Consider the following 25,353-nt stretch of genomic DNA (forward strand, 5'->3'; position numbering starts at 1 on the left):
GGGCCGGTCCGGTGCGGACTCAGTCCGTGCCGGTCGACGACCCGGCCGCCGACGGCGCCGGGGTGGGCGCCGCCGTCCTGAAGGGGCTGCGTTCCTCCAGGTGTTCCATGTAGTTGCCGATGCCCGCGCCCTCGCGCTCCAGGAAGCGCTCCACGGCATCGGCGAAGGACGGATGGGCCAGCCAGTGTGCGCTGGTCGTCTTCACCGGCATCAGGGCCCGCGCCATCTTGTGTTCGCCCTGCGCACCCCCTTCGAAACGTCCCACGCCGTGCGCGATGCACCATTCGAGCGGCTGGTAGTAGCAGGCCTCGAAATGCAGGCAGTCGACGCGCTCGATCGCGCCCCAGTAGCGTCCGTAGGCCGCCCGGGGTCGGCCGGCAACGTCGATGCCACCATCGACCGACAGAGCGATCAGGCTCGACGCGATCGGCCGGCCCTCGCGCTCGGCGATGAACAGCAGCCACGCCTGCGGCAGGGTGTCGGCCATGCGGCGGAAGAAGTCGCGCTTCAGGTAGGGCGCGTTGCCATGCTCGCGGTAGGTGCGGGCGTAGCAGCGGTAGAAGAAATCCCAGTCGGCCTCGGCGATGTCGGCACCGCGCGACCAGCGGAACGTCACGCCCGCGTCGCGCACCTTGCGGCGCTCCTGGCGGATCTTCTTGCGCTTGTCGTGCGCCAGGCTGGCGAGGAAGGCCTCGAAGTCCGCGTAGCCGGCATCGTGCCAGTGGAACTGCACGGTGTTGCGCAGCATCAGTCCGACCTCGGTGCTGGCGGCGATGTCCTCGTCGGCGCCGAAGAGCAGGTGCAGCGACGACACCCCCGCCTGTCGGCACCACTGGATCAGGCCGTCGACCAGCAGCGTGCGGCTCTGCGCGTCGCGCGCCAGCAGCCGGGCGCCGGGCACCGGCGTGAACGGCACCGCCACGACCGCCTTGGGGTAGTAGCTCAGGCCGTGCTGCTCGTAGGCGTTGGCCCAGGCCCAGTCGAAGACGTACTCGCCATACGAATGGTCCTTCACGTAGAGCGGGCAGGCCGCGAGCAGGATCTCGTCGCGCCAGAGCGTCGCGAACTGCGGCGTCCAACCGCTCTCGGGCGTCGCGCTGCCGCTGTCGTTCAGGGCGGCCAAGTATTCGTGGCGCATGAACGGGCTGGGCGCGGTCTGTGCGGCGAGCAGGCCGTTCCAGGCGGCGGCATCGATGGCGGAGGGGTCGTCGTGGAGGCGCAGGATCGGCTGGGTCATGGGGCGGGTGGGGTGGGGCGTCGGTGGGCGCCCAGGTGTTCGGCGATGTAGATGCCGCCCAGCACCAGCGCGAGCGCCACGGCGTGGAACGTCGACAAGGGCTCGCCCAGCACCAGGACGGCCAGGAGCGGCCCGAAGATCGGCACCAGGTTCATGAACATGCCCGCGCGCGCCGGGCCGATCAAGCTCACCGCCTGCATGAAGGTCAACTGGGAGACGAAGGAAGGCAGCAGGCCGATGAACAGCACCAGCGCCAGGCCGGTCGGTGTCGGCAAGAAGGCCTGGCCGCGGGCGATCTCGATCGCGACCAGCGGCAGCGAGACCAGCGCCGCCACCGCCGCCGTGGCGGCGAAGAAGACCACCGCCGGCACGGCGGGACGCCGGCGCAGGCCGAGCGCATAGCCGGCATAGAGGACGCAGGCGACGATCATCCACACGTCGCCGGCATTGAAGTCGAGTCCGGCCAGCTCCGAGAGGTGTCCCCGCGACGCCACGACCGCTATGCCGGCCAGCGTCAGCGCCACTCCCAGCACCTGCAGCACGCCGATGCGGGTGCGGTAGACCACCAGGCTGCCGAGCAGCACGAAGACGGGGATCGTGCCCTGGATGATCGCGATGTTGATGGCGGTGGTGTGATGCGCGGCGGCATAGAACAGCGCGTTGAAGCCTGTGAAGCCCAGCGCTCCCATGAGGGCGACGTAGCGCCAGGAAGGCCGCAGCACGTGCCAGTGCTCGGCGATCTGGCGCCGCGACGTCAGCAGGAGCGCCACGCAGCAGACGGCCCAGCGAAGGAAGGTCACGACCATGGGCGAAACCTCGCCGACCGCCAGGCGCGCGGCGACCGCGTTCGCGCCCCAGATCAGCATCGTGAAGACGAGCAGCACGTAGGGCTGGCCGGAGAACCACCGGAACGCGGCCCGAGGCGGTGCCGAGGTGGCGGGGGTGCCCGGGGCGTCGGCGGCCGTGGAGCCAGGAAGGGAGGGGCGCATCGCCGATCGAGGTTAACAGCGAGCGCGCGGCGGTGCAGGCGAGCGGCCGATTCGCGTTAATCTCTCCTTTTGCCCCCGCCACGAAACCTCAGGAAGCACATCCCATGAAGCTCATCACCGTCATCGTCAAACCTTTCAAGCTCGACGACGTGCGCGAAGCCCTGGCCGAGGTCGGCGTCTCCGGGCTCACGGTCACGGAAGTCAAGGGTTTCGGCCGGCAGAAGGGCCACACCGAGCTCTATCGCGGTGCCGAGTACGTGGTCGACTTCCTGCCCAAGATGAAGATCGAGGTCGTGGTCAACGAAGGCGACCTCGACCGCAGCGTGGACGCCATCATCGGCGCCGCGCGCACCGGCAAGATCGGCGACGGCAAGATCTTCGTCACCAGCGTGGAGCGCGTGGTGCGCATCCGCACCGGCGAGGAGGACGAAGCCGCGGTCTGACCGGTCGACGGAGGCCAGCCTAGACGACGTCGGCCAGGCGATCCCCGCCCGGACGGTGCCGCGATTCCTCGATCAGGGCCTCCAGCAGCGGCTCGCGGGCATCGCCGCTGCGAACCAGTTCCATCTGCCAGGACGACATCAGACCTTCGCTCACGCTGTGGGCCATGAAGGCGAGCAGGCCGTCGTAGTAGCCCGCCACATTCAGGATGCCGATCGGCTTGTCGTGGTAGCCCAACTGGCGCCAGGTCCAGATCTCGAACAGTTCCTCGAAGGTGCCGATGCCGCCGGGCAGCGCCAGGAAGGCATCGGCGCGCTCGCCCATCAAGGCCTTGCGCTCGTGCATGGTGTCGACGATCAGGAGTTCGTCGCAGGCTCGGTTGGCGACCTCCTTGTCCACCAGCGCCTGGGGGATGATGCCGACGACGCGGCCGCCGGCTTCGCGCGTGGCTTCGGCCACCGTGCCCATCAGGCCGGTCCGGCCGCCGCCGTAGACGAGCTGGCCTCCCCGTTCGCCGATCCAGTGACCGACGGCGCGGGCGGAGGCCGTGAATTCGGGGCGCTCGCCGGGGCGCGAGCCGCAATAGACGCAAATCGAAAAAGCAGGATTCATGCGGCGATCATGCCGCCAATGTGTGACGGGCGACGGCCGCACCGATGGTCGGGCGTCAAGGTGTCGTCCCGAACCGTTGCCACAGGGCCGCCGCCCAGATGGCGCCGCACAGCAGCAGCGACAGCAGCACGGCCGCGCTCCCCAGGTCCTTGGCCTTCTTGGACAGGGCGTGCCATTCGGGGCCGACGCGGTCGATCGCGGCTTCGATGCCGCTGTTGAGCAGTTCCACGATCAGCACCAGCATCACGCTGGCCGACAACAGGGCGACTTCCATCCAGCCGCGCCCGACCCAGAAGGCCATCGGCAGCAGTACCACAGCGCCCAGGGCCTCCTGGCGAAACGCCGTCTCGCCCCAGCCGGCGCGCAGGCCGGCGATCGAGATCAGGCCGGCGTGGAGGATGCGATCGAGTCCACGCCGTGCCTTCTGCGGGTTCGCCGGGCCGGGTGGTGGCGTGCCGTCCGCCGCTTCTCCGGCCGCCCTCGACGCTGTCTGTCCGCCATCGGCGCGATCGTCGTTGCAATGGCGATTCATGAGGTCGTCGAGTCTTTCAATGACGGCTCATCGGCCTGGACGTCACGAGGCGCGTGCCGGCCCAGGCGTCGTGCCAGAACTGTCGTTCCGGGTGGAAGCGTGCGAGCAGCGCCCAGACGATCACCCAGCCGGCCACGAGCAACGCCGATTCGCCGCCGGACAGACGGAACGGCGCGATCGCCGCCAGCGGCGGCAGGAACCAGATCCAGCACAGGAGGTAGCGCAGCCCCGCGCGGGCCTGGGTCACCGGCCGGCCGTGCCGGTCCACCAGGCGCAGCCCCCAAGTCTTCATCGCCAGGGTCTGTCCGCGTGACCAGAACCAGCCGAAGTAGATGCCGAAGACGACGAAGAGGAACGCCTGGAGCAGGTGGCGTCGCGAATCCATCGCATCGCGCATCTGCCCCAACGTGCTGAACAGCCAGCCGGCGACGAAGACGACCGCGAACAGCAGCATGCCTTCGTAGAGCCAGCAGGCCATGCGGCGCCAGAGGCCGGGGACGGGGCCGAAGGGCGAAAGGGCAGGCGTCGGAGCAGGGGCCGGCGATGGATGCGCGTCGATGTCGACGTCGGGCACGACGGGTTCCGGACGCATCGAAGACGCGATCTCAGAGCGGTCGGTCGCCGGCCGGAATCGGATCCGGTCGCGTGGGCGGCATGGGCTGCGTCGATGGCATCGGCGTAGCGGCGTTGGCGGTCGTGCCGTTCCTGTGCGTCGGTGCGACGACCGGCGCGAGCTTGCGGGCAGGAACGGGTGAGATCGTCGGGGCCACGCCGGCCGGCCGGGCCGGGGCGCGTTCGGCCAGCTGGCGCTTCTCTTCCGGGCTGAGCGCCTGGTAGGCCTCCCACTTGGCCTTGCGTTCGTCGGCGGGGACCTGCTTGATCGCGGCGAAATTGAAGCGCGCCTGGGCACGTTCCCTCTGGCCGATCGTGGCCCATTCCGTCATGCGGCTGTGCTGGACGGCCTGTTCGGCGGGCGAGAGCTTCGCATGGTTGCGCGACAGGGCCAGCCATTTGCGCTTGTGCTGTTCCGACAGCTCGTCCCATACCGGCGCCAGCGGATGGAGCGCCTGCTGCTGTTCGGCCGTCAGTTCGCGCCAGGCCGGCCGGGACGGCGTCGCGGGCACGGCCGGCTTCGCCTGCGAGGCAACTGCGTCGGACCGGGCGGCGGGCATCGACTGACCCTGCACGTTCCCGTGCATGGCGAGGACCGTGGCACCGCCGAGCAACGCGATGCCCAGACCGCAACGCAGCGAGAAAGAGATGGAAGACACCGTGGTGGACCGTGAGTGCGGAAAGAGAAACGAAAGGCAATGAGCGCGCGAACGGCGGACCCGGAGGTCGATCGACCGTCTCGGCCGGAGCATCAGTGCGTGGATGCGTCGCTCTTGATGAACTGCGCGAAACCGGGGTCGGCGTAGGCCGTCGGCGGCAGGTCGTCGGCGAGCAGTGCCGAGTCCACGTCCGCGAGCTCGCTGGTGCGATCGTCGTCCTGCACGATGCTGATGGCCATGAGTCCGACCACCAGGGCCACCAAGGGGAGGGCCGCTCCGAGCCGGGCCCACCAGACCTGACCCAGGCCCAGGAGCGCCGCGCCTCCCGACGTTCCCACGGTCGCCGTCTGCCGGACCGGTCGGCGGCGATGCGCCACGGCCTGGGTCCGTGCCACGCGCAGGCGTTCGGCGACGTCGTGCGGCAACTCGTGGGCGCCAGCGGAAAGGCGCGCGGTCAGGCGCCGGGCAAAACGTTCATCCGCGGATCCCGCGGGGCCCGAACCGGCCGAAAACCGTGAAAGTGCTTCTCTGGAAGTGATTGACGACGTGTTCATAGCGATATTCCCTTGGCCGTGAGCGCTTTGCTCAACGCGTGGACGGCACGCGAACAGTGGGTTTTGACGCTGCCTTGCGAGCAGCCCATGGCCGCAGCGGTTTCCGCCACGTCCATTTCTTCCCAGTAACGCATCAGGAAAGCCTCGCGTTGACGACCCGGCAGGGCGGCGATCTCCTCTTCGATCTCTCTGAAGATCTGCGAGCGGCGCGTGGCGTCCTCGGCACTTTCGGATTCGCGCGAATCGGTCGGAGAGGCGAGGTTCTCCAGCAGGTCGAAGTCCCCATCGCCATCGGGCGCTTCGAAATCGCTCAGGTTGGAGAACAACGCACGTCGCGTCTTCTGACGCCGGAACCAGTCGAGCGTGCAGTTCGAGAGGATGCGCTGGAACAGCATCGGCAATTCGCCGGGGGGCTTGTCGCCGTAATGTTCGGCGAGCTTCATCATGCTGTCCTGCACGATGTCGAGTGCCGCTTCCTGGTCCTTCACGTGATAGACCGAGCGCTTGAAGGCCCGGCGTTCGACGCTTTTCAGAAAATCGGAAAGTTCTTGTTCGGTAGCCAAGTCGCAGGAGCGCATCGTGGCGCCATGTGGGGGTCTGTCTTCCGCGGCAATCGAGTTCTTTTCGGCGCGGATTATGGCACTGCCCTCACGCGGGGCATCGAGCCATGTCTCGTCGATGTCATAATGCGCATTGCAAGTCAAAAGGCAAACGGGTCACGGTCCGGCGAAACGCATCGAGTTCGTCCATGGCTTTGGCCTCAAGTCCCGACGCGACCCCACAAGGGTTGGCAAGGGGCACCCAAGGTTTTTCGTGCCCGAAAAAACGCAAAGGTTCATCATGGAAATCTCGAAGGCGGAACTCGCTTCCGCAGCAGCCGCATCCGCCACCTCCGGTCATCCGTCCCAGGAGCTCATGGGCGCCGAAGTGCTCATCAAGGCGCTCCAGGCCGAGAACGTCCAGTATGTCTGGGGCTATCCGGGCGGCGCGGTGCTCTACATCTACGACGCGCTCTACAAGCAGGACACCATCCAGCACGTGCTCGTTCGCCACGAACAGGCGGCCGTGCATGCAGCAGATGGCTTCGCACGCGCGACGGGCGAAGTCGGCGTGGCATTGGTCACCTCGGGTCCGGGCTTGACCAACGCGGTCACCGGCATCGCCACGGCCTACATGGACTCGATCCCGATGGTCATCATCTCGGGACAGGTGCCGACGGCCGCCATCGGCCTCGACGCGTTCCAGGAATGCGACACCGTCGGCATTACGCGCCCCATCGTCAAGCACAACTTTCTCGTCAAGGATCCTAAGGACCTGGCGATGACGATGAAGAAGGCCTTCCACATCGCTCGCAGCGGCCGTCCGGGCCCGGTGGTGGTGGACGTCCCCAAGGACGTGTCCTTCAAGAAGGTAACCTACACCGGCTATCCCGACAAGGTCGAGATGCGCTCGTACAATCCGGTGCGCAAGGGGCACGGCGGCCAGATCCGCAAGGCGCTGCAGCTGCTCCTCAACGCCAAGCGTCCCTATATCTACACCGGCGGCGGTGTGCTGCTCGGTAACGCGACGAACGAACTGCGCACGCTGGTCGACATGCTCGGCTATCCGGTCACCAGCACGCTGATGGGCCTGGGTGCCTATCCCGCGAGCGACCGCAAGTTCCTCGGCATGCTGGGCATGCACGGCACCATCGAAGCCAACAACGCGATGCAGAACTGCGACGTGCTGCTGGCCGTGGGCGCGCGCTTCGACGACCGCGTGATCGGCAACCCCAAGCATTTCGCGCAGAACGAGCGCAAGATCATCCATGTCGACATCGATCCGTCGAGCATCTCCAAGCGCGTGAAGGTCGACGTGCCGATCGTCGGCGACGTCAAGGACGTGCTGACCGAACTGATCACGATGATCCGCGAGGCCACCCAGAAGCCCGACGCGGGTGCATTGTCCGATTGGTGGAAGAACGTCGAGTCTTGGCGAAGCCGCGATTGCCTGGCCTACGACCGTGGCAACACCGATGTCATCAAGCCGCAGTTCGTGGTCGAGACGCTTTGGAACATGACCAAGGACGCCGACACGTACATCACGTCCGACGTGGGCCAGCATCAGATGTGGGCGGCGCAGTACTACCGTTTCGACGAGCCGCGCCGCTGGATCAACTCCGGCGGACTGGGCACCATGGGCGTGGGCATCCCCTACGCGATGGGCATTAAGCTGGCCAAGCCGGAGTCCGAAGTGTTCACCATCACCGGCGAAGGCTCGGTGCAGATGTGCATCCAGGAACTCTCCACCTGTTTGCAGTACAACACGCCGATCAAGATCTGCGCGCTGAACAACCGCTATCTGGGCATGGTGCGCCAGTGGCAGGAGATCGAGTACTCCGGCCGCTACAGCCACAGCTACATGGACGCGCTGCCCAATTTCGTGAAGCTCGCCGAGGCCTACGGCCACGTCGGCATGCTGATCGAGCGTCCCCAGGACGTGGAGCCGGCACTGCGCGAGGCGCGCAGGCTCAAGGACCGCACGGTGTTCATGGACTTCCGCACCGACCCGACCGAGAACGTCTTCCCGATGGTCAAGGCCGGCATGGGCATCACCGAGATGCTGTTGGGTTCCGAAGACCTCTGATCCACGGTTTGTGACGCGGTCGAGTCCGATCGCGTTCCGTTTTCCCACATCCTTTTCGACGAATCTATTGCCCGCCGAGCCCGCGCATTACCGTGCGCGGGGGAGGGCGGCGAAAAGAGGAGTCCGCACTCATGAAACACATCATTGCTGTCCTGCTGGAGAACGAGGCCGGTGCCTTGTCCCGCGTGGTGGGCCTGTTCTCGGCCCGTGGCTACAACATCGAATCCCTGACCGTCGCACCGACCGAGGACCCGAGTCTGTCGCGCATGACGATCGTCACGGCGGGTTCGGACGACGTGATCGAGCAGATCACCAAGCATCTCAACCGCCTGATCGAGGTGGTCAAGGTCGTCGATTTGACCGAAGGTGCCTACACCGAGCGCGAGCTCATGATGGTCAAGGTCCGTGCCGTCGGCAAGGAGCGCGAGGAGATGATGCGCATGGCCGAGATCTTCCGTGGCCGCATCATCGACGTCACCGACAAGAGCTACACCGTGGAACTCACGGGCGATCACGGCAAGAACGATGCTTTCCTGGAAGCGATCGATCGGGGTGCGATCCTCGAGACCGTGCGCACCGGTGCCAGCGGCATCGGACGCGGCGAACGCATCCTGCGCGTCTGACGTCCATGCATCGGGGCTCAGTCGCCGTCCGTTCGGACTGAGCTTGTCGAAGCCTTCGCGCGAGCGGGGACCGCATTGAGCCCTTCGACAGGCTCAACACGAACGGCATCACCACATTGCATCTGCATATCTATCTGGAGAACATCATGAAGGTTTACTACGACAAGGACACCGACCTCAGCCTGATCAAAGGCAAGACGGTCGCCATCATCGGCTACGGCTCGCAGGGCCATGCGCACGCACAGAACCTCAACGACAGCGGCGTGAAGGTCGTGGTCGGCCTGCGCAAGGGCGGCGCGTCCTGGCCGAAGGTCGAGAAGGCCGGCCTGAAGGTGGCGGAAGTCGCCGAAGCCGTGAAGTCTGCCGACGTCGTCATGATCCTGTTGCCCGACGAGCAGATCGCCAACGTCTACAAGAACGACGTGGCTCCGAACATCAAGGAAGGCGCTTCGCTCGTCTTCGCGCACGGCTTCAACGTGCATTACGGTTTCGTGCAGCCGCGCGCCGATCTCGACGTCTGGATGGTCGCTCCCAAGGCACCGGGCCATACCGTCCGCGGCACCTACACGCAAGGCGGCGGCGTGCCCCACCTCGTGGCCGTGCACCAGGACAAGACTGGCAAGGCCCGCGACCTCGCCCTGAGCTATGCCGCTGCCAACGGCGGCGGCAAGGCCGGCATCATCGAGACCAACTTCCGCGAAGAGACCGAGACCGACCTGTTCGGCGAGCAGGCCGTTCTGTGCGGCGGCACGGTCGAACTGATCAAGGCCGGTTTCGAGACGCTGGTGGAAGCCGGCTACGCGCCCGAGATGGCGTACTTCGAATGCCTGCACGAACTCAAGCTGATCGTCGACCTGATCTACGAAGGCGGCATCGCCAACATGAACTACTCGATCTCCAACAACGCCGAGTACGGCGAGTACGTCACGGGCCCGCGCATCGTGACCGAGGAGACCAAGAAGGCCATGAAGCAGGTCCTGAAGGACATCCAGACCGGCGAATACGCCAAGAGCTTCGTGCTGGAAAACGCTGCCGGCGCGCCCACGCTGATCAGCCGCCGCCGTCTGAACGCCGAGCATCAGATCGAAGTCGTCGGCGAGAAGCTGCGCGACATGATGCCCTGGATCAAGAAGAACAAGCTGGTCGACCAGACCCGCAACTGAGTCCCCGGACTCGGCCTCTTGGAGCCACCCTCGCGGTGGCTTTTTCCGTTCTTGGCGTTCCGGACGCTCAACTACACTGACTGCGATGAACCTCACATTCTGTTTCGGTGCGCCCCCGTGCGCGGTCGATGCGGCACCTTCGCGACCAAGGAGCGACCTCGATGCATGACGACACGCTGGCCGACGACCTGGTGCCACGCAAGCGCCGCAAGGGCATCTACATCCTGCCCAATCTGTTCACGCTGGCGGCGTTGTTCGGCGGCTTCTACGCCGTCGTGATGGCCATGAACGCGCGCTTCGATCTCGCCGCCCTGGGCGTCTTCGCAGCCATGGTGCTCGACAGCCTCGACGGCCGGATCGCCCGCATGACGAACACGCAGAGCGCGTTCGGCGAGCAGATGGATTCGCTCTCCGACATGGTGTCGTTCGGCGCCGCGCCGGCGCTCATCGCCTACGAGTGGTCGCTCAAGGGACTGGGGCGCTGGGGCTGGATCGCGGCCTTCGTGTATTGCGCCTGTGCCGCGCTGCGGCTGGCCCGCTTCAACGTCAACACCGGCACGGTCGACAAGCGATGGTTCCAGGGGCTGCCGTCGCCGGCCGCAGCGGCCCTGGTGGCCGGCTTCATCTGGTTGATGACGGAATGGGGCAAGCGTGGCGACGAGGTGCTGTACCTGTCATGGAGGCAGATCACATGGATCACCTTCGCCTTCACGCTGTATGCGGGTCTGACGATGGTCACCAATGCGCCGTTCTACAGCTTCAAGGACATCCAGATGAAGAAGAGCGTGCCCTTCGCGTCCATCGTGTTGATCGCGCTGGCGATCGCCGTGGTCAACATCCATCCGCCGACCGTGCTGTTCGGGGTCTTCGTCGCCTATGGGCTGAGCGGTTACGTGGTCTACGCCTGGCGCAAGGCCAAGGGCGCGCCGGTCAGTCTGATCAGCATGTCGACCGACGAGCCCGACGAGCGGGGGCTGCACAAGTGAAATGGCCTGTGCTACATTCGCCAGTTCCATGAGCAAGATGTCGCTGGCCCTACTAATCATCCCCTACGGGCGGATGAGGTAGCGCACGCGCGTTTCCACACCAACGGCCCGTTCGCACCAGCAACGGGCCGTTTTGTTTGGGGTTGCTGGTGGATTTCTCCTTCCATCGAAAGAACCGTCATGTTGAAGCAACCCGACACCAAGTACCGCGCCTTCGCACCTATCGGCCTGAAGGATCGCACCTGGCCCGATGCCGTCCTGAGCAAGGCGCCGATTTGGCTGTCGACGGACCTGCGTGACGGCAATCAGGCCCTCGTCGAACCCATGGACATCGCGCGCAAGATGCGGATGTTCGAGACGCTGGTGTCCATCGGTTTCAAGGAGATCGAGATCGGATTCCCGTCGGCATCGCAGGTCGAGTTCGATTTCGTCCGCAAGCTCATCGAAGAGAACCGCATTCCCGACGACGTCACGATCCAGGTCCTGACGCAGGCGCGCGACCACCTGATCGCGCGGACGTTCGAATCGCTCCAGGGCGCACCGCGTGCCATCGTTCATCTCTACAACGCCGTGGCGCCGATCATGCGCCGGGTGGTGCTCGGCATGGACGAGGACGAGATCGTCGAACTGGCAACCACGCATGCGCGCATGTTCAACGAATGCGCCGCGAAGCAGCCCGGAACGCAGTGGACATTCCAGTATTCGCCCGAAATGTTCTCCGGTACCGACGTGGCGTTTTCCAAGCGCGTGGTCGATGCAGTCACCGAAGTCTGGGCTCCGACGCCCGAGCGCAAGTGCATCATCAACCTGCCGTCCACCGTCGAGCATTCGACGCCCAACATCTTTGCCGACATGATCGAGTGGATGCATCGCCACCTCGAACGGCGCGATGCCATCGTGCTGTGCGTGCATCCCCACAACGACCGGGGTACCGGAACGGCGGCGGGCGAGTTCGCATTGATGGCGGGGGCCGACCGCATCGAGGGATGCCTGTTCGGCAACGGCGAGAGAACCGGCAACCTCGATCTCGTCAACGTCGCACTCAACCTCTATACGCAAGGAGTCTCGCCAGGACTCGATTTCTCCAACATCGACGAGATCCGGGTCACGGTCGAGCAATGCAATCAGATGGCCGTGCATCCGCGGCACCCGTATGTCGGTGATCTGGTCTATACGTCCTTCTCGGGATCGCATCAGGACGCCATCAAGAAGGCCTTCGCGGCTCGCAAGGAAGGCGACATCTGGGACATGCCCTACCTGCCGATCGATCCGAAGGACGTGGGGCGCAGTTACGAAGCCGTGATCCGCGTCAACAGCCAGTCGGGCAAGGGCGGCATCGCCTACCTGCTTGAGAGCGAGTACGGGCTCGAATTGCCGCGTCGGTTGCAGATGGAGTTCAGTCAGGTGGTGCAGCGCGTGATGGACGTCGCCGGCAAGGAACTGACCGCCACCGATCTGTGGCAACTGTTCGAGGACGAATACCGGGTGCGCACCGTCGTGGGTCCGCAGCATCGGGTGCTCGAAGAAGTGGGCGAAGGCAATGCCTCGACCGTCGTGCTGCGTGCGGACCTGGCCTGGGACGGCGAAACGCATCCGATCGAAGGGCGTGGCAACGGGCCGATCGACGCCTTCATCCAGGCCCTGTCGCACACCACCGGGCATTCGATCCGTGTCGTCGACTATCACCAGCATGCGATCGGCGAGGGCGCCGATGCACAGGCGATGGCCTATCTCGAATTGCGTGTCGACGAGAAACACACGCTGTTCGGCGTGGGTCGGGACGCGAACATCATCTCGGCATCGCTCAAGGCCATCGTCTGCGGACTCGAGCGAGCCCGCGCGCAGGGTGTTGCCAAGGCTCGACCCGTCGCAACCGTAGACAACTGAGCAGGAAAGCGTCCAGACGTCGGGCGACCCTCGAAGAGGGTTGATTTCGTCGTCCGGCGATCCCGTGTCGACGATGCCGCAGCCATGCGCGTTGATGAACGATCGACGGTTGCCGACATGAATGAATGAATGACAGCCGTCGAACCGTGAAGTCTCTTCCGCACGGGTACCTCCATCGAAATCCTGACTTTGGCAAGCGTGGCGATTGATTCTTAAGTAGTCTTTTGCTTCTGAATGAAGAAAGAAGCGCAAGTAATTGTCATTGCATGCTTTTTTCGATTTCGATACACTGCTGGACCGTAGTCGTCGTCGCTGGAGAAGTTTTGATGTCAGAAGCCCGTGCAAACCGAGTTTCAAGCCAGCGTTTGATGTCCAACGTTCGTGCAATCACCATTGCATTGTGTGCGACGACTCTCTTCTGGCCCGGTGCCCAAGCGGCGACCAAGAAAGTCGCACCGACGAAGAAGACTCAAGTCTCGGTCGAGAGCAAACGCAAGGGCGCTGCGCTGGTCGCCGTGTCTCCCCGGTCTGGGAAGAATGCGGTAGCGGTGGAAAAATCGGTGAGTGGCGGCCGCAACATCGTCGCCACGTTGCGCAAGCGAGGTGGCAAGACGGTCGTGGCGGTCGAACGCCGCTCGGTCGTTCGGCTGGCCGAGACGCCCAGGCTTTCGTACGGCCAGATCGCCGGACTTCACGGGACCGAAGATGCACTCGACCTCAAGTCGAGCGCAGCGCTCGTCATCGATCAGGATACGCGCGAAGTCCTGTTCAGCAAGAACGATCATGCCGTCTTGCCCATCGCATCGATCACCAAGCTCATGACAGGTCTGCTGGTCAGTGAAGCACGTCTTCCGATGGAGGAGTTCGTCACCATCACGCAAGACGATGTCGACACGGAAAAAGGCAGCAGTTCGCGCCTGCGCATCGGCACGACACTGTCGCGTGGCGAACTTTTGCATCTTGCACTCATGTCGAGCGAGAACCGCGCGGCCCATGCCCTGGGTCGGACCTATCCGGGTGGCCTCTCGACGTTCGTCAGCATGATGAACGCCAAAGCCAAGATGCTGGGGATGCGCGACACCGTCTACGTGGAACCCACGGGCCTGTCGAGTCGCAATCAATCGAGTGCGCAGGACTTGGCGCTGCTGGTGAATGCTGCTTCATCCAATTCCATGGTGCGAGAACTCTCGACGTCACCCAACTATCAGGTGGCAGTGGGTAATCGGACGCTTCAGTACAACACGACGAATCGTTTGGTCAGAAGCCCGGATTGGGACATCGGTGTCCAGAAGACGGGATACATCTCGGAAGCGGGACAGTGCCTCGTGATGCAGACCAAGATCGCTGGCAGAAAACTCATCATGGTTTTCCTGGATTCGGCCGGCAAGCTCAGTCGCATCGGGGATGCAGAACGTGTGCGTCGTTGGGTGGAGGCCACTCACCTGATGGCGCCCGGTCTCCAGGCTTCAGGAATGCCGCATTCTGCTGGAGATTGATCTTTTGCTGTCTGACCGCGCGAGCGGTCGTTGCCGTAGCTGGCAATGTGGGCTCAGGAAGCAGAAGAGGGTGGATCCGCGTTGTAGCCCAGGGCGCTCGATATTTCGTTGGCAGTCGCTTGAAGCTTCGGCAGCCAGTTGTCATCGAGACGATCCGCCGGTGCCGAGATCGAAAGCCCGGCAATAAGCTTGCTCTGGTCGTCGTAAATGCCTGCAGCCATGCAGCGCACGCCCAATTCCAGTTCTTCGTTGTCTCGTGCGATGCCTTGCTGACGTGCTCTGGCCAGTTCCCTTTCCAGAATCGGCAGTTGCGTGATGCTGTTGCGTGTGTGACCTGAAAGACCGGTGCGTGTCGCATAGCTGCGCACACGTTGCGGTTCCTCCGCTGCCAGGAACAGCTTGCCGGTCGATGTCAGGTGCAGAGGTGCTCTGCCACCGATGGCACGCACCACCTGCATGCCCGAGCGCTCACTGAAGGCTCTTTCGATGTAGACGATCTCATCGCCTTGCCGCAGACTGAGATTGACCGGCTGCTGGATGAGTTTGTGCAATTCGCGCATGGGCGCCAGGGCTGCGTCGCGAACGCTGAGCCGGCCTTTGACGAGATTTCCCAATTCGAGGAGCCGCATTCCGAGTCGGTAGCTGCCAGCCGCAGGACGATCCACGAAGCGTCCGACCGCCAGGTCGTTGAGGATGCGATGCGTCGTCGAAGGATGAAGCCCTGTCTTCTCGCTGATTTCCTTCAGGGAGATCGCATCCGTCCTGGAAGCCAGCACATCGATGAGGGCGAACATGCGCTCGATCACCTGGATCACAGGCGTCGCAGGGATGTCTGAATGTGGCTTTGTCATGGATGCAACCCGAAGAAGACTGGGTCACAATTTTACTTGGTGAAATCGCTTCCGTCTTTCCAGTGGCCACCCACCAGCACCTCGCACGGCTGGAAATGTTTCTTGTAGGCCATCTTGGCACTGTCCTCGATCCAATAACCCAGGTAGACGTGGGCCAGGCACAGCCGACGTGCCTGTTCGATCTGCCACAGCACGCCGTAGGTGCCGTAAGCAGCGCCCGCATCGGTCTCGTAGAAGGTGTAGACCGCTGAAAGTCCATCGTCGAGCACATCGAGGATCGAAACCATTTTCAATTTGCCGGCGCTACCGTCGGGCAGGTTTTCACGAAACTCGACGAGCCTCGAGTTGACGCGGCTCTGCAACAGGAATTGGGTGTATTGATCGATGCTGTCGTGATCCATGCCACCGCCGGCATGGCGATGGCTTTGGTAACGCAAATAGAGCTGGTAGTGCTCCGGCGTGAAGCACAGCTTGAGCACGCGCACCTGAAGGTCCGAGTGTCGCGTCCATGCACGACGCTGGCTGCGATTGGGCTTGAATCGGGCCACTGGCACGCGCAGCGGTGTGCATGCATTGCAGCCATCGCAATACGGACGGTAGGTGAACATGCCGCTGCGACGGAAACCGTCGCGCACGAGATCCGAATAGGCGTCGCTGTGGATCAGGTGGCTGGGCGTGGCGACCTGCGAACGAGCCTGGCGATTCGGCAGGTAACTGCACGGATAGGACGCCGTTGCATAGAACTGCAGGGCGTGGAAAGGGAGATCCTTGAGGTGCGTCACGTCGACGAAGCGGATGGCCGTTGCAACAGTTCGGACCAGTATACGGGGTCGAAATGCCAGTCGAGCACAGCTTTCTTCTGCGCGTTCGCGACATGCGCGACGAGTTGTTCGCGCGAGATCTCGACAGCGCCCAAGCTGGCCAGATGTGCCGTGTTCTGCTGGCAGTCGACGAGTTCGACGCCTTCGTGCAGACACAGGCACACGAGGGCCGCGAGCGCTGTCTTCGACGCGTCGGTGCGGCGCGCGAACATCGATTCGCCGAAGATCGCGTGTCCCAGCGCGACGCAATACAGCCCGCCTGCCAATTTCCCATCGACCCATGTCTCGACACTGTGCGCCAGGCCGGCGCGATGCAGTGCGACGTAGGCCTCGATCATCGGCTGCACGATCCATGTTCCCGTCTGACCTTGGCGCGGAGTCCCTGCACACGCACTGATCACGGCTTCGAAGTCATGGTCGATGCGGATCTCGCAGCGAGGGTCTGCGCGAAACGCCTGCAGCGACTTGCGCAACGATCGATGCAGCCGAAAAGACGTTGGTGCAAGGGTCATCCGGGGATCGGGGCTCCACCAGAGGATCGGTTGACCATCGCTGAACCATGGAAACACCGCTTTGCCATAGGCGTCCCTCAATGTCTCGACGTCGAGCGATCCCCCCGCAGCAAGCAGGCCCGGCACCGGGTCATGTGCGCCCCAAGCGCTGAAAGGCTCGGGAACATGTTCACTCGGCGCGAGCCAGGGAAGTTTGGTCGTCATGATGCGATATGCATCGGCAATTCGATTTTGCCCATACATGAATTCTCAGAATAAAACGGAGCCTTGGATGAATTTGGCATCGACTGAATTCCCTTCAGCGGTTTCGATCGTGGCTTGTCGTGGATGATAGAGGATGGTCAATCAAAGGCGATGAAGGATTTCGCTGGGAATGGAAAAAGCGGCTTCGACCGGTAAATCGAGAATTCGCTCAAGCAAATTCTTCGAGTCGAAAAGTTCGAAGCGTTTCGCATTTTCCAACGCAAGGATGAGATTCTGTCTCGATGTTCGTCGGCGAGTGCGATCGAGCATCGAGGGCAAGCGTTCGCAGTTGCATCACATCGGCACACAAGGCCGGGAGAGACGGACCTCTCGCCAACGATCGAAGGGCAGACGAACACAGATGCGAAGCGGGTCCTCGAGTCGATGCAACAAATTTTCAAGATGGGGTGGACAACCTGGAAAAAGCGACGATATAATCTGAGGCTTGTTCCTCGATAGCTCAGTTGGTAGAGCGCCGGACTGTTAATCCGTAGGTCCCTGGTTCGAGCCCAGGTCGAGGAGCCACTACAAGCCGCAAGGCCACTGGATGCCCCGCTATCACTTCGATAGCGGGGCATTTTCGTTTGGGTCTTTCCTCGGGGGGAATGGCAACAAATCCACCACAGGTTCATTGCTCCGCGCTTTCGTGCAGATCATCTGCCTCGGTTCCGGTTTCGCACGAAGAGGTCTGCGGAAAGTTGACTGTCTCCGGAGGTTTCCAAGACTGCTTCGGACGCATGTGCGTGCATCCCTCGTGCCGAGCAACGTGGTCATCTGTCGAGGCATGGCGACACGATTCCGGATGTTTACTGCTTCCTGTTGACTGATCGTCACAAAAATGACGAGCGAAAAGTTTTCGCAAGGTCCGGCTTCGGCGCCGGAATTTTTTAACGAAATATCTTGGCGGACGCGGTCGTCTCGTTTCGATTTGACAAAAGTTCAGATTGATGCAATTTCGTTGCAATGAGAATGGAAGGTTACCTCCTGACGCACGGGCGAGTTTCCTGAAATAAAAGAAATCACGCCGGTCATGCCGCCGTGAAAAAAATTGCATTTCGAAGTTGCCACGATTTCCATCGCGGAATTCTTTCTTCTTTGTTTCTGACGCTCGTCGGTGCCTGCCTGACATCGGGCATTGCCGAAGCGCAGACGGCTTCGACCCCGAAGCCCTTCGTGGAAGACCAGCGTCAGCAGGAACGAGAACGACTGCTGCGCGAAAGGCAGGAGCGTGGCGTCGATGTGCGTCTGACTCCCGCCGGCAGGGCTGGCGCAGCACATCTGCCCCGCGATGAGACACCTTGCTTCCCGATCGCCCGTCTCGCACTCCAGGGTCACTCGGCCGCGCGTTTCGAGTGGAGTCTGGCCGATGTCGCAGGAGAAGGCGGAGACGATCCGCCGGTCGGCCGGTGCCTGGGCGCCGAGGGCATCAACGTCGTCCTGGCGCGGGTGCAGAAATCGATCGTCGAGCGCGGCTACATTACGACCCGCGTGCTCGCCGGCCCCCAGGACCTGAGCACCGGCACTTTGACCCTGACGCTGGTGCCGGGGCGAGTCTCCGACATTCGTTCCGACGGCGAGGGCGGTACGGCGACGACGGAGTTCCACAACGCCATCCCCTCGTCGCCGGGCGACCTGCTCGAACTGCGGGCCATCGAGCAGGGGCTGGAAAACCTGAAGCGACTGCCCACCGTCGACGCCGATGTCCGGATCGCGCCGTCGACCGCGTCCGATGCGCGTCCCGGCGACAGCGACCTGGTTGTGAAGTACCACCAGAAGTTTCCGCTGCGCGCCACGCTGAGCCTGGACGACACCGGCACCACCGCCACCGGCAAGACGCAGATCGGCGCGACCGTGGCCTGGGACGGCCCGCTTGGACTCAACGACCTGGCCTACCTGAGCATCACCCACGACGCGTTCAATCACGACGACCGGGGCACCGGCGGGCAGACCGTCCACTATTCCATTCCGTTCGGCTACACCTTGTTCGGAGTGACCGCCAGCAGGAGCCGGTACCACCAGACGGTCCATGGCTACGACGTCGACCACATCTACGCGGGAACCAGCAGCAACGCCGAGGTGCGGCTGTCGCATCTCGTCCACCGTGACCAGCACCGCAAGACGACGATCGCCTTGCGCGGGTTTCGTCGCGCCTCGACCCACGTCATCAACGACACGGAAAACGAGAGTCAGCGCAGCATCGTCGGCGGCTGGGAGACGAGCCTCAACCACCGTGAATTCATCGGCGACGCCACGCTGGACGGCACGCTGGCCTACCGGCACGGCACGGGTGCCTTCGGCGCCATCGCCGCATCGGAAGAGCTGTTCAACGAAGGCACCTCCCGGCTGAAGCTCTACACGGCCGACGTGAGCGTGAACGCGCCGTTCCAGCTGGCCGGCCACAGGCTGCGCTACACGGCCCTGTGGCGTGCGCAGTGGAACCGCACGCCGCTCGTTCCGCAGGACCGCTTCGCCATCGGCGGGCGATTCACCGTGCGCGGTTTCGACGGCGAGACCAGCCTGCTAGGCGATCGCGGCAACCTGCTGCGCAGCGATCTGGGCATCGCGCTGGGACAGAGCGGGGCAGAACTTTACGCGGGTCTCGATCACGGGCAGGTCAGCGGCGAGTCGACGGAGAGATCCCCGGGCCACCACCTGATCGGCGGTGCCGTCGGCATGCGAGGCCAGTTCATGGGCCTGACCTACGACCTGTTCGTCGGTGCCCCGATCCGCAAGCCCGAGGGCTTCCGCACCGCCAGGACGGCGGGCGGCATCAATTTCAACTATAGCTTCTGAGCGCCCGGGGAGGGCCACGGCATGAACAGGAACTTCCATCGGATCGTCTTCAACGCCACGCGCGGCCTGCGCATGGTGGTGCAAGAGACGGCGCGCAGCATCGGTCGCGGCACGCGCAAGGCCACCCGGGGTGGCACTGGTGCCGCTGTCAGCATGGTGGCGACCCTGGCCGCGCTGGCGAGCAGCGCGCCGCTGCACGCGCAGATCCACGCCGATCCCGACGCCCCGGGACGCCAGCGCGCGACCGTGCTGCTGGCGCCCAACGGCGTGCCGCTGGTCGACATCCAGACGCCCTCGGCGGCGGGCGTCTCGCGCAACGTCTATCGCCAGTTCGACATCGACGCCAAAGGCGTCATCCTCAACAACAGCCGCACCAGCGTCCAAACCCAACTCGGCGGCGTCGTTCAGGGCAACCCGTGGCTGGCGCGGGGCCCGGCGCGCGTCATCGTCAACGAGGTCAACAGCAACGATCCGACGTACCTGCGCGGCTTCGTGGAGGTCGCGGGCTCACGGGCCGACGTCATCGTCGCCAATCCCTCGGGCATCTCGGTCAATGGCGGCGGCTTCATCAACGCCTACCGGGCCACGCTCACCACCGGTGCTCCGCAGTACGGCGCCTCGGGCAGTCTGGAGAGCTACCTGGTGCGTGGGGGCACGGTGAGCATCGGCGGGGCCGGACTGGACGCGAGCGCCACCGATTCGCTAGCCATCCTGGCGCGCGCCTTCGAACTGAGCGCCACCCTTCATGCGGCGGATCTTGAGGTCGTGGCCGGCGCGAACCGCATCGACGCCGATCTGGTGGGCATCGTGCCCATCGCCGGCACAGGCGCGGCACCGGCCTACGCCATCGACGTCGCCCACCTGGGCGGCATGTATGCGGGCCACATCGCCCTGGTGGTCAACGAGGCCGGCGTGGGCGCGCGCAATGCCGGCACGATCCAGACCGCCGCCGGTGGCTACACCCTCACCGGTGCCGGACGCCTCACGCTGTCGGCCAGCGGACGGCTGGAGAACAGCGGAATGATCCAGGCCGCCTCGGATGCCACCATCGACGTGGCGGGCCTGGCCAACAGCGGCACCGTGCAGAGCGCGGCGAGCCTGAGGATCGCCACGCAGGGCGAGCTGGCCAACCACGTCGATGCGACCGGCGGCACGCTGGAAGGCGCGCGGGTCGAACTCGCCAGCGCGGCGGGCGACATCGACAACCGCGGCGGCACCGTGCGCCAGACCAGCGCCGCGGCACTCGTGGTCAGCGCGGCGCGCCTGAGCAACACGCAGGCGGGCTTCGTCGGCGCGCCGCCGGTGGCGCAGTCGGCGACGACGGGGGCCGGAGCGGCGTCGGGCGGCAGTGGCAGCGCCACCGCACCGACATCGTCCGGCAGCAATGACAGCAGCGCTGGGACAGGCAGCAGCGGTGGCAGCGGTGGCAGCGGCGGCACCGGAAGTTCAGGCAGTTCAGGCGGTGCGGACGGCGACGGCGGCACGGGCTCGACCCCGGCGGCGACCCCGACCGTCATCGCTCCCGGCACGCTCACGGCCGCCGGCGCCGTCCTCAACGACGGCGGCAGGATCCACGCCGGCGGCGACGTCACCTTGCGCACGCCGATCGTGGACAACGCCGGCGGCGTGCTGCGCGTGGCGAGCATGGCCGTGAGCGGACCGGTCTTCGACAATGCCGGCGGCACGCTCCATGTGACGAACACCTTCGCCGCCGACGTCGCCGGCTTCGACAACGCCGGCGGCACCCTGCGGGCGGGCACCCTCGCCATTGCGACCACCGGGGATCTGGACAACCGCGGCGGCACGCTCGCGAGCGACAGGGCGGCGCGCCTGGGCGTGGGCGGCCGCCTCGACAACGCCCGAGGCACCGTCTCCGCCGTCGATGCGCTCGACGCCACCGTCGCAGGCGCCGTGGACAACACGGCGGGCCGGCTGCTCGGCAACGCCGCGGTGAACATCGCCGCCGGTGTCCTGGACAACACACTCGGCGCGGTGCAGTCCGCCGCCGGCGCGACGCGACTGGCCGTCGCCGACCGACTCCTGAACGACCGGGGCGGCATCGGCGCGGGCACCGACCTCCTGGTTCGGGCCGGCAGCCTTGCCAACACCGGAACGATGCGCGCCGAGCGCGACGGCACGCTCGCCGTGGCGAACGGGCTCGCCAACGGCGGCGGCATCGTCTCGGGCCGCGACACCACCGTCACGGCCGGACGCCTCGACGGCGGTGCCGCCGGCGTGCTGGGCGCCGGCGTCGCGGTCGACGGCACGCTCGGCTCCGCCGGCGACCTGAGCGTCACGACGACAGGCTCGCTCATGACGGCGGGCACCCTGATCGCGGCGGGCCACATCGCGGCCCGGGGTTCCAGCGTCGATCTCACGGGCGGCAAGGCCAGCGGCGCGAACGTCACCCTCACGGCCACCACCGACGACGTGACGACCCGCCGTGCGAGCGTGACCACGCCGGGGACCCTGCGCGTGACGGCGAACGCGTCGTCGGATCGATCCCTGGTCAACGACGCCGGGACACTGAACGCGGGCCAACTCGACCTGCAGGTCGCCAACCTGCGGAACACGAACGCGGGACGGATCGTGCAGACGGGTGCGGAAGCGACCGCCATCGCCGTCACCGGAACGCTGGACAACACCGCCGGCACCATCGTCGGCAACGGCATCGACCTGAGCCTCTCGGCGGGTGCGCTGTCCAACGCCGATGGCCATCTGCAGCATGCGGGCACCGGCACGCTCAGCGTCGCGGCCGGTCGCTACGACGGCGTGGGCGGCGAACTCGTCACCCATGGCGCACTGATCGCCAAGGTCGCGAACGACTTCGACCAGAGCGGCGGCACGACCACCGCCCGGCAGATCACCATCGAGGCAGGATCGCTGCGCAACGCCGGCGGAGTCATCGCCCAGACCGGCTCGGCCGCGACCCGCATCGCAGTCGCCACCGATCTGGACAACGCCGCGGGCACCATCGCCAGCAACGGGTCGGACGTCACGCTGTCGGCCGACACCTTCCTTAACACGGCGGGCACCGTGCAGCATGCCGGCAGCGGCACCCTGGAGATCGGCGTCACGCGCGCCTTCTCGGGTACGAAGGGCCGGATCGCGAGCGATGGCGTGCTCGATGCCCACGGTGGCGACTTCGCCCTGGACGGTGGAGCCACCAGCGCCGCTCGGGTCACCCTCGATGCGGCCAGCCTGAGCAACAAGGCCGGCTCCATCGTCCAGACCGGCGCCGGCATCACCCGCATCGCCACGACCGGTGCGCTGACCAACGACGGCGGCACCATCGCCACCAACGCCACCGAAGTCGAACTCGCCGTCGGCGGGACGCTCTTCAACCGCGACGGCCATCTCCGGCACGCGGGGGACGGAACCCTGAAGGTCACCGCCGGCCGCTACGACGGTGCCGGGGGCGAACTCGTCGGCAACGGTGCGCTGCTCGCCCGCGTGGCTGGCGGCTTCGATCAGGACGCAGGCATCGCCTCGGCCCGGCAGGTCACGATCGAAGCGGGCAGCCTGTCCAATCGCTCGGGCGAGATCGTCCAGACCGGCGCAGGCGCGACCCGCGTGGCCGTCACCGGCACGCTGGACAACGACCGCGGCACCATCGCCACGAACGGCACCAACGCGAGCATCTCGGCCGATTCGCTCTCCAGCGCGGGCGGGCGCATCCAGCATGCGGGCACCGGTACCCTGAGTCTCGCGGCCGGCCGCTACGGCGGCGCCGGCGGCGAGATCACCTCCAACGGCGACTGGAGGGCCGACGTCACCGGCGCCTTCGACCAGGACGGCGGCACGAGCACGGCCCGCAGGATCACGCTGACCGCCGGCGCCCTGAGCAATCGCGGCGGCACGATCGTCCAGACGGGCGACGCTGCGGGCCGCATCGGCCTGACCGGCGTGAACGGCGCGCTGGACAACACCCGGGGCGTCATCGCCAGCAACGGCGACCTGACCCTCGCGGCGGCATCGCTCGCGAACCGGGGCGGCAGCGTGCGCACCGCCGGCACGGCCTCGCTGGACGTCACCACGACCGACCTCCTGGACAACGCCGACGCGGGCGTCGTCGGCGCCGCTCGGGACCTGACGCTGCGCGCCGGGCGCCTGTCCAACGACGCGGGCTCGGTCACGGCCGTGCGCGACCTCGGCGTCCGCGTGTCCGGCTCGCTGAGCAACGTGGGCGGCACCCTCGCGGCCAACGGCGGCACGAGCCTCGCCGCGACGACCCTGGACAACACCCGGGGCACCGTGAGCGCCGTCAAGGGCGATCTCGCTGTCACCACCACCGGCCTCACGACCAACGTCCTGGGCACCCTGCAGGCCGCGGGCCGCACCTCGCTCGTCGATGGCGGCCTCGCCAACACTCAGGGCAAGGTCACCGGCCATGCCGTCTCGGTCGACACGAACGGCGGCGCGCTGGACAACACCCTGGGCACGCTCGCGGCGGCGACCGCCCTCGACGTGACGAGCGGCGCGCTGACCAACGACCGCGGCCTCGTGCAGTCGGGCGGCGCGATGAGCGTGGACACGCACGGCCAGGCGCTGGTCAACACGAACGCGGCCGGTCATGCCTCGGGTCAGGGCGGCATCGCCAGCGCAGGCACGCTGGTCCTGAACGCGGGAGCGACGGACAACACCGCCGGCTTCATCGGCGCTGGCGGCACGCTCACGGCGATCACCGGCGGCTTCACCAACGCGGCCGGCGGCGTGGTCCTGGGCCAGGCCGACGTGGCCATCGCCACGAACGGCGCTACCTGGGACAACCGCGGCGGCCGGACCCTGGCCGTGGGCGACCTGAAGGTCGACGCCGGCGGCGGCAGTGTGCGCAACGGCGGCGCGCTCGTCCGTTCGGGCGGCACCACCAGCCTCGCGGCCGCCACCGTGGACAACGGCGCCACCGCCGGCACCGACCAGGGCATCGAGGGTCGCCACGTCGCCATCGTCGCGACGAACCTCGACAACACCACCGGCGCCAAGGCCGATGGCGACCCGGCCAAGGCGGCGGCCCAGGCCATGGAGCAGGCCGTTGCCGCGAACACGAACGGGGAATACACCCGGGCCTTGGCGCTGCTGAAGAACGCACAGATCCAGGCACCGGCATTGTTCGTCTATGGGGCGTTGAGTGCGGCGGCGATGGGAGTGGGCGGAGCGAGGGCGAACGAGGCAGGGAACGCGGGGACAAAAAATATAGGAGGACAAATTGCAAATGGGCACGCTTTTGACAAGCATGTAATTAAACAAAATGAATACGCGGAATTTGGAATCAATACGCCAGATGAATTTGGCCGACTAATTAATGGAATTATCAATAGTCCATCTTTAACCAAATCTTTGTCGGGTGGTCGTTCGGCATTTTGGGATGATCGTACCGGAACAGTAGTTATACTGAATCCTCGAGCGACTGATGGGGGTACCGCATTTAGACCGAAAAATGGCCAAGTATACTTTCAAGGACTAAGATAATGAAAATTGTTGAAATAAATAACGATTCTATCAGTGTATCGTTGAATCTGGATCAGCTTTTGATCATTCATTGTGCTCTGAATGAGGTCGTCAATGGATTGGATGTTTTTGAATTTGAGACAAGAATTGGCTCTACATTGGAGGAGGTTGGTGAATTGCAAAAAAAAATTAATGAGATTATTGATTCTGTTGAGTTGAACAAGTTGCAATCAAACGCACATGGAAAATCTTTCTAGTAGCAGCCATCG

General features: G+C 65.0%; 21 protein-coding genes and 1 tRNA gene. 11 read left to right on the forward strand and 11 right to left on the reverse strand.

Annotation, left to right across the window (positions count from 1 at the left end; genetic code table 11):
• Positions 1-19 precede the first annotated feature (19 nt).
• Both ABID77_RS02390 and ABID77_RS02395 read right to left on the reverse strand, forming a co-directional pair.
• Complete coding sequence (locus ABID77_RS02390) at positions 20-1,237, reverse strand: GNAT family N-acetyltransferase (protein ID WP_429590309.1); 1,218 nt, start codon at positions 1,235-1,237, stop codon at positions 20-22.
• On the reverse strand, positions 1,234-2,226 hold the full coding sequence (locus ABID77_RS02395) for a DMT family transporter (RefSeq protein WP_429590312.1): 993 nt from the start codon (positions 2,224-2,226) through the stop codon (positions 1,234-1,236). The genes ABID77_RS02390 and ABID77_RS02395 overlap by 4 nt, the downstream gene beginning before the upstream one ends.
• A 104-nt stretch (positions 2,227-2,330) precedes the next feature.
• Between ABID77_RS02395 and ABID77_RS02400 the strand changes: the two genes are divergently transcribed.
• Positions 2,331-2,669, forward strand: a complete 339-nt coding sequence (locus ABID77_RS02400) for a P-II family nitrogen regulator (RefSeq protein WP_296310682.1) — start codon at positions 2,331-2,333, stop codon at positions 2,667-2,669.
• A gap of 19 nt (positions 2,670-2,688) precedes the next feature.
• Here the strand turns inward: ABID77_RS02400 and ABID77_RS02405 are convergent, their stop codons facing one another.
• From ABID77_RS02405 to ABID77_RS02430, 6 genes are all read right to left on the reverse strand, one after another.
• Complete coding sequence (locus ABID77_RS02405; RefSeq protein ID WP_429590315.1) at positions 2,689-3,279, reverse strand: TIGR00730 family Rossman fold protein; 591 nt, start codon at positions 3,277-3,279, stop codon at positions 2,689-2,691.
• A 55-nt stretch (positions 3,280-3,334) separates the two neighbouring features.
• Positions 3,335-3,811: a diacylglycerol kinase gene (locus ABID77_RS02410; protein ID WP_429590318.1), complete on the reverse strand. Its 477-nt coding sequence runs from the start codon at positions 3,809-3,811 to the stop codon at positions 3,335-3,337.
• Between the two features lie 16 nt (positions 3,812-3,827).
• The gene (locus ABID77_RS02415) at positions 3,828-4,403 is read right to left on the reverse strand and encodes an RDD family protein (RefSeq protein WP_429590321.1); all 576 of its coding nucleotides are present in this window, start codon (positions 4,401-4,403) and stop codon (positions 3,828-3,830) included.
• Between the two features lie 13 nt (positions 4,404-4,416).
• On the reverse strand, positions 4,417-5,082 hold the full coding sequence (locus ABID77_RS02420) for a DUF3106 domain-containing protein (RefSeq protein WP_429590324.1): 666 nt from the start codon (positions 5,080-5,082) through the stop codon (positions 4,417-4,419).
• A 92-nt stretch (positions 5,083-5,174) separates the two neighbouring features.
• Positions 5,175-5,621, reverse strand: a complete 447-nt coding sequence (locus ABID77_RS02425) for a DUF3619 family protein (protein WP_429593244.1) — start codon at positions 5,619-5,621, stop codon at positions 5,175-5,177.
• A gap of 11 nt (positions 5,622-5,632) precedes the next feature.
• A complete protein-coding gene (locus ABID77_RS02430) occupies positions 5,633-6,199 on the reverse strand; it encodes an RNA polymerase sigma factor (protein WP_429593247.1) in 567 nt (188 codons plus the stop codon).
• A gap of 277 nt (positions 6,200-6,476) precedes the next feature.
• Between ABID77_RS02430 and ABID77_RS02435 the strand changes: the two genes are divergently transcribed.
• The 6 genes from ABID77_RS02435 to ABID77_RS02460 all read left to right on the forward strand — a co-directional run bounded on the left by ABID77_RS02435 (position 6,477) and on the right by ABID77_RS02460 (position 14,416).
• Entirely contained in the window at positions 6,477-8,261 is a 1,785-nt protein-coding gene (locus ABID77_RS02435; protein WP_429590327.1) for an acetolactate synthase 3 catalytic subunit, read from the forward strand.
• Between the two features lie 131 nt (positions 8,262-8,392).
• A complete protein-coding gene (gene ilvN / locus ABID77_RS02440) occupies positions 8,393-8,884 on the forward strand; it encodes an acetolactate synthase small subunit (RefSeq protein ID WP_296307214.1) in 492 nt (163 codons plus the stop codon).
• A gap of 146 nt (positions 8,885-9,030) precedes the next feature.
• The gene (ilvC, locus tag ABID77_RS02445) at positions 9,031-10,047 is read left to right on the forward strand and encodes a ketol-acid reductoisomerase (protein ID WP_429590330.1); all 1,017 of its coding nucleotides are present in this window, start codon (positions 9,031-9,033) and stop codon (positions 10,045-10,047) included.
• Between the two features lie 161 nt (positions 10,048-10,208).
• Positions 10,209-11,033 carry a CDP-diacylglycerol--serine O-phosphatidyltransferase gene (pssA, locus tag ABID77_RS02450; protein WP_429590333.1) on the forward strand — a complete coding sequence of 275 codons (825 nt, stop codon included), beginning with the start codon at positions 10,209-10,211 and terminating at the stop codon, positions 11,031-11,033.
• 180 nt (positions 11,034-11,213) lie between these two features.
• The gene (leuA, locus tag ABID77_RS02455; RefSeq protein ID WP_429590336.1) at positions 11,214-12,920 is read left to right on the forward strand and encodes a 2-isopropylmalate synthase; all 1,707 of its coding nucleotides are present in this window, start codon (positions 11,214-11,216) and stop codon (positions 12,918-12,920) included.
• A gap of 326 nt (positions 12,921-13,246) precedes the next feature.
• The gene (locus tag ABID77_RS02460) at positions 13,247-14,416 is read left to right on the forward strand and encodes a serine hydrolase (protein ID WP_429590339.1); all 1,170 of its coding nucleotides are present in this window, start codon (positions 13,247-13,249) and stop codon (positions 14,414-14,416) included.
• Positions 14,417-14,469: 53 nt separating this feature from the next.
• Here ABID77_RS02460 and ABID77_RS02465 read toward each other — a convergent pair whose 3' ends face one another.
• Genes ABID77_RS02465 through aat form a run of 3 tightly spaced genes read right to left on the reverse strand, consistent with a single transcriptional unit; the run spans position 14,470 to position 16,804 of the window.
• Positions 14,470-15,267, reverse strand: a complete 798-nt coding sequence (locus tag ABID77_RS02465; RefSeq protein ID WP_429590342.1) for an IclR family transcriptional regulator — start codon at positions 15,265-15,267, stop codon at positions 14,470-14,472.
• 32 nt (positions 15,268-15,299) lie between these two features.
• Entirely contained in the window at positions 15,300-16,049 is a 750-nt protein-coding gene (locus ABID77_RS02470; protein ID WP_429590345.1) for an arginyltransferase, read from the reverse strand.
• The gene (gene aat / locus ABID77_RS02475) at positions 16,046-16,804 is read right to left on the reverse strand and encodes a leucyl/phenylalanyl-tRNA--protein transferase (RefSeq protein WP_429590347.1); all 759 of its coding nucleotides are present in this window, start codon (positions 16,802-16,804) and stop codon (positions 16,046-16,048) included. The genes ABID77_RS02470 and aat overlap by 4 nt, the downstream gene beginning before the upstream one ends.
• A gap of 488 nt (positions 16,805-17,292) precedes the next feature.
• Here aat and ABID77_RS02480 point away from each other — a divergent pair.
• From ABID77_RS02480 to ABID77_RS02495, 4 genes are all read left to right on the forward strand, one after another.
• A tRNA-Asn gene (locus tag ABID77_RS02480) sits at positions 17,293-17,368 on the forward strand.
• Between the two features lie 570 nt (positions 17,369-17,938).
• On the forward strand, positions 17,939-19,636 hold the full coding sequence (locus ABID77_RS02485; RefSeq protein ID WP_429593250.1) for a ShlB/FhaC/HecB family hemolysin secretion/activation protein: 1,698 nt from the start codon (positions 17,939-17,941) through the stop codon (positions 19,634-19,636).
• Positions 19,637-19,657: 21 nt separating this feature from the next.
• Positions 19,658-25,105 (forward strand): filamentous hemagglutinin N-terminal domain-containing protein, encoded by a 5,448-nt coding sequence (locus ABID77_RS02490; protein WP_429590350.1) that lies wholly within the window; start codon positions 19,658-19,660, stop codon positions 25,103-25,105.
• On the forward strand, positions 25,105-25,341 hold the full coding sequence (locus ABID77_RS02495; RefSeq protein WP_429590353.1) for a hypothetical protein: 237 nt from the start codon (positions 25,105-25,107) through the stop codon (positions 25,339-25,341). Before ABID77_RS02490 ends, ABID77_RS02495 begins: the two co-directional genes overlap by 1 nt.
• The last annotated feature ends 12 nt before the right edge of the window (positions 25,342-25,353 follow it).

The organism is Variovorax sp. PvP013, assembly GCF_050435945.1.
Lineage (GTDB): Bacteria > Pseudomonadota > Gammaproteobacteria > Burkholderiales > Burkholderiaceae_C > Variovorax.

What these genes read in the sequence shown, in the direction of transcription:
- ABID77_RS02390 (WP_429590309.1), bottom strand. Translation starts at nt 1,237, where the DNA reads ATGACCCAGCCGATCCTGCGCCTCCACGACGACCCCTCCGCCATCGAT.
- ABID77_RS02395 (WP_429590312.1), bottom strand. Translation starts at nt 2,226, where the DNA reads ATGCGCCCCTCCCTTCCTGGCTCCACGGCCGCCGACGCCCCGGGCACC.
- ABID77_RS02400 (WP_296310682.1), top strand. Translation starts at nt 2,331, where the DNA reads ATGAAGCTCATCACCGTCATCGTCAAACCTTTCAAGCTCGACGACGTG.
- ABID77_RS02405 (WP_429590315.1), bottom strand. Translation starts at nt 3,279, where the DNA reads ATGAATCCTGCTTTTTCGATTTGCGTCTATTGCGGCTCGCGCCCCGGC.
- ABID77_RS02410 (WP_429590318.1), bottom strand. Translation starts at nt 3,811, where the DNA reads ATGAATCGCCATTGCAACGACGATCGCGCCGATGGCGGACAGACAGCG.
- ABID77_RS02415 (WP_429590321.1), bottom strand. Translation starts at nt 4,403, where the DNA reads ATGCGTCCGGAACCCGTCGTGCCCGACGTCGACATCGACGCGCATCCA.
- ABID77_RS02435 (WP_429590327.1), top strand. Translation starts at nt 6,477, where the DNA reads ATGGAAATCTCGAAGGCGGAACTCGCTTCCGCAGCAGCCGCATCCGCC.
- ilvN (WP_296307214.1), top strand. Translation starts at nt 8,393, where the DNA reads ATGAAACACATCATTGCTGTCCTGCTGGAGAACGAGGCCGGTGCCTTG.
- ilvC (WP_429590330.1), top strand. Translation starts at nt 9,031, where the DNA reads ATGAAGGTTTACTACGACAAGGACACCGACCTCAGCCTGATCAAAGGC.
- pssA (WP_429590333.1), top strand. Translation starts at nt 10,209, where the DNA reads ATGCATGACGACACGCTGGCCGACGACCTGGTGCCACGCAAGCGCCGC.
- leuA (WP_429590336.1), top strand. Translation starts at nt 11,214, where the DNA reads ATGTTGAAGCAACCCGACACCAAGTACCGCGCCTTCGCACCTATCGGC.
- ABID77_RS02460 (WP_429590339.1), top strand. Translation starts at nt 13,247, where the DNA reads ATGTCAGAAGCCCGTGCAAACCGAGTTTCAAGCCAGCGTTTGATGTCC.
- ABID77_RS02465 (WP_429590342.1), bottom strand. Translation starts at nt 15,267, where the DNA reads ATGACAAAGCCACATTCAGACATCCCTGCGACGCCTGTGATCCAGGTG.
- aat (WP_429590347.1), bottom strand. Translation starts at nt 16,804, where the DNA reads ATGACGACCAAACTTCCCTGGCTCGCGCCGAGTGAACATGTTCCCGAG.
- ABID77_RS02490 (WP_429590350.1), top strand. Translation starts at nt 19,658, where the DNA reads ATGAACAGGAACTTCCATCGGATCGTCTTCAACGCCACGCGCGGCCTG.
- ABID77_RS02495 (WP_429590353.1), top strand. Translation starts at nt 25,105, where the DNA reads ATGAAAATTGTTGAAATAAATAACGATTCTATCAGTGTATCGTTGAAT.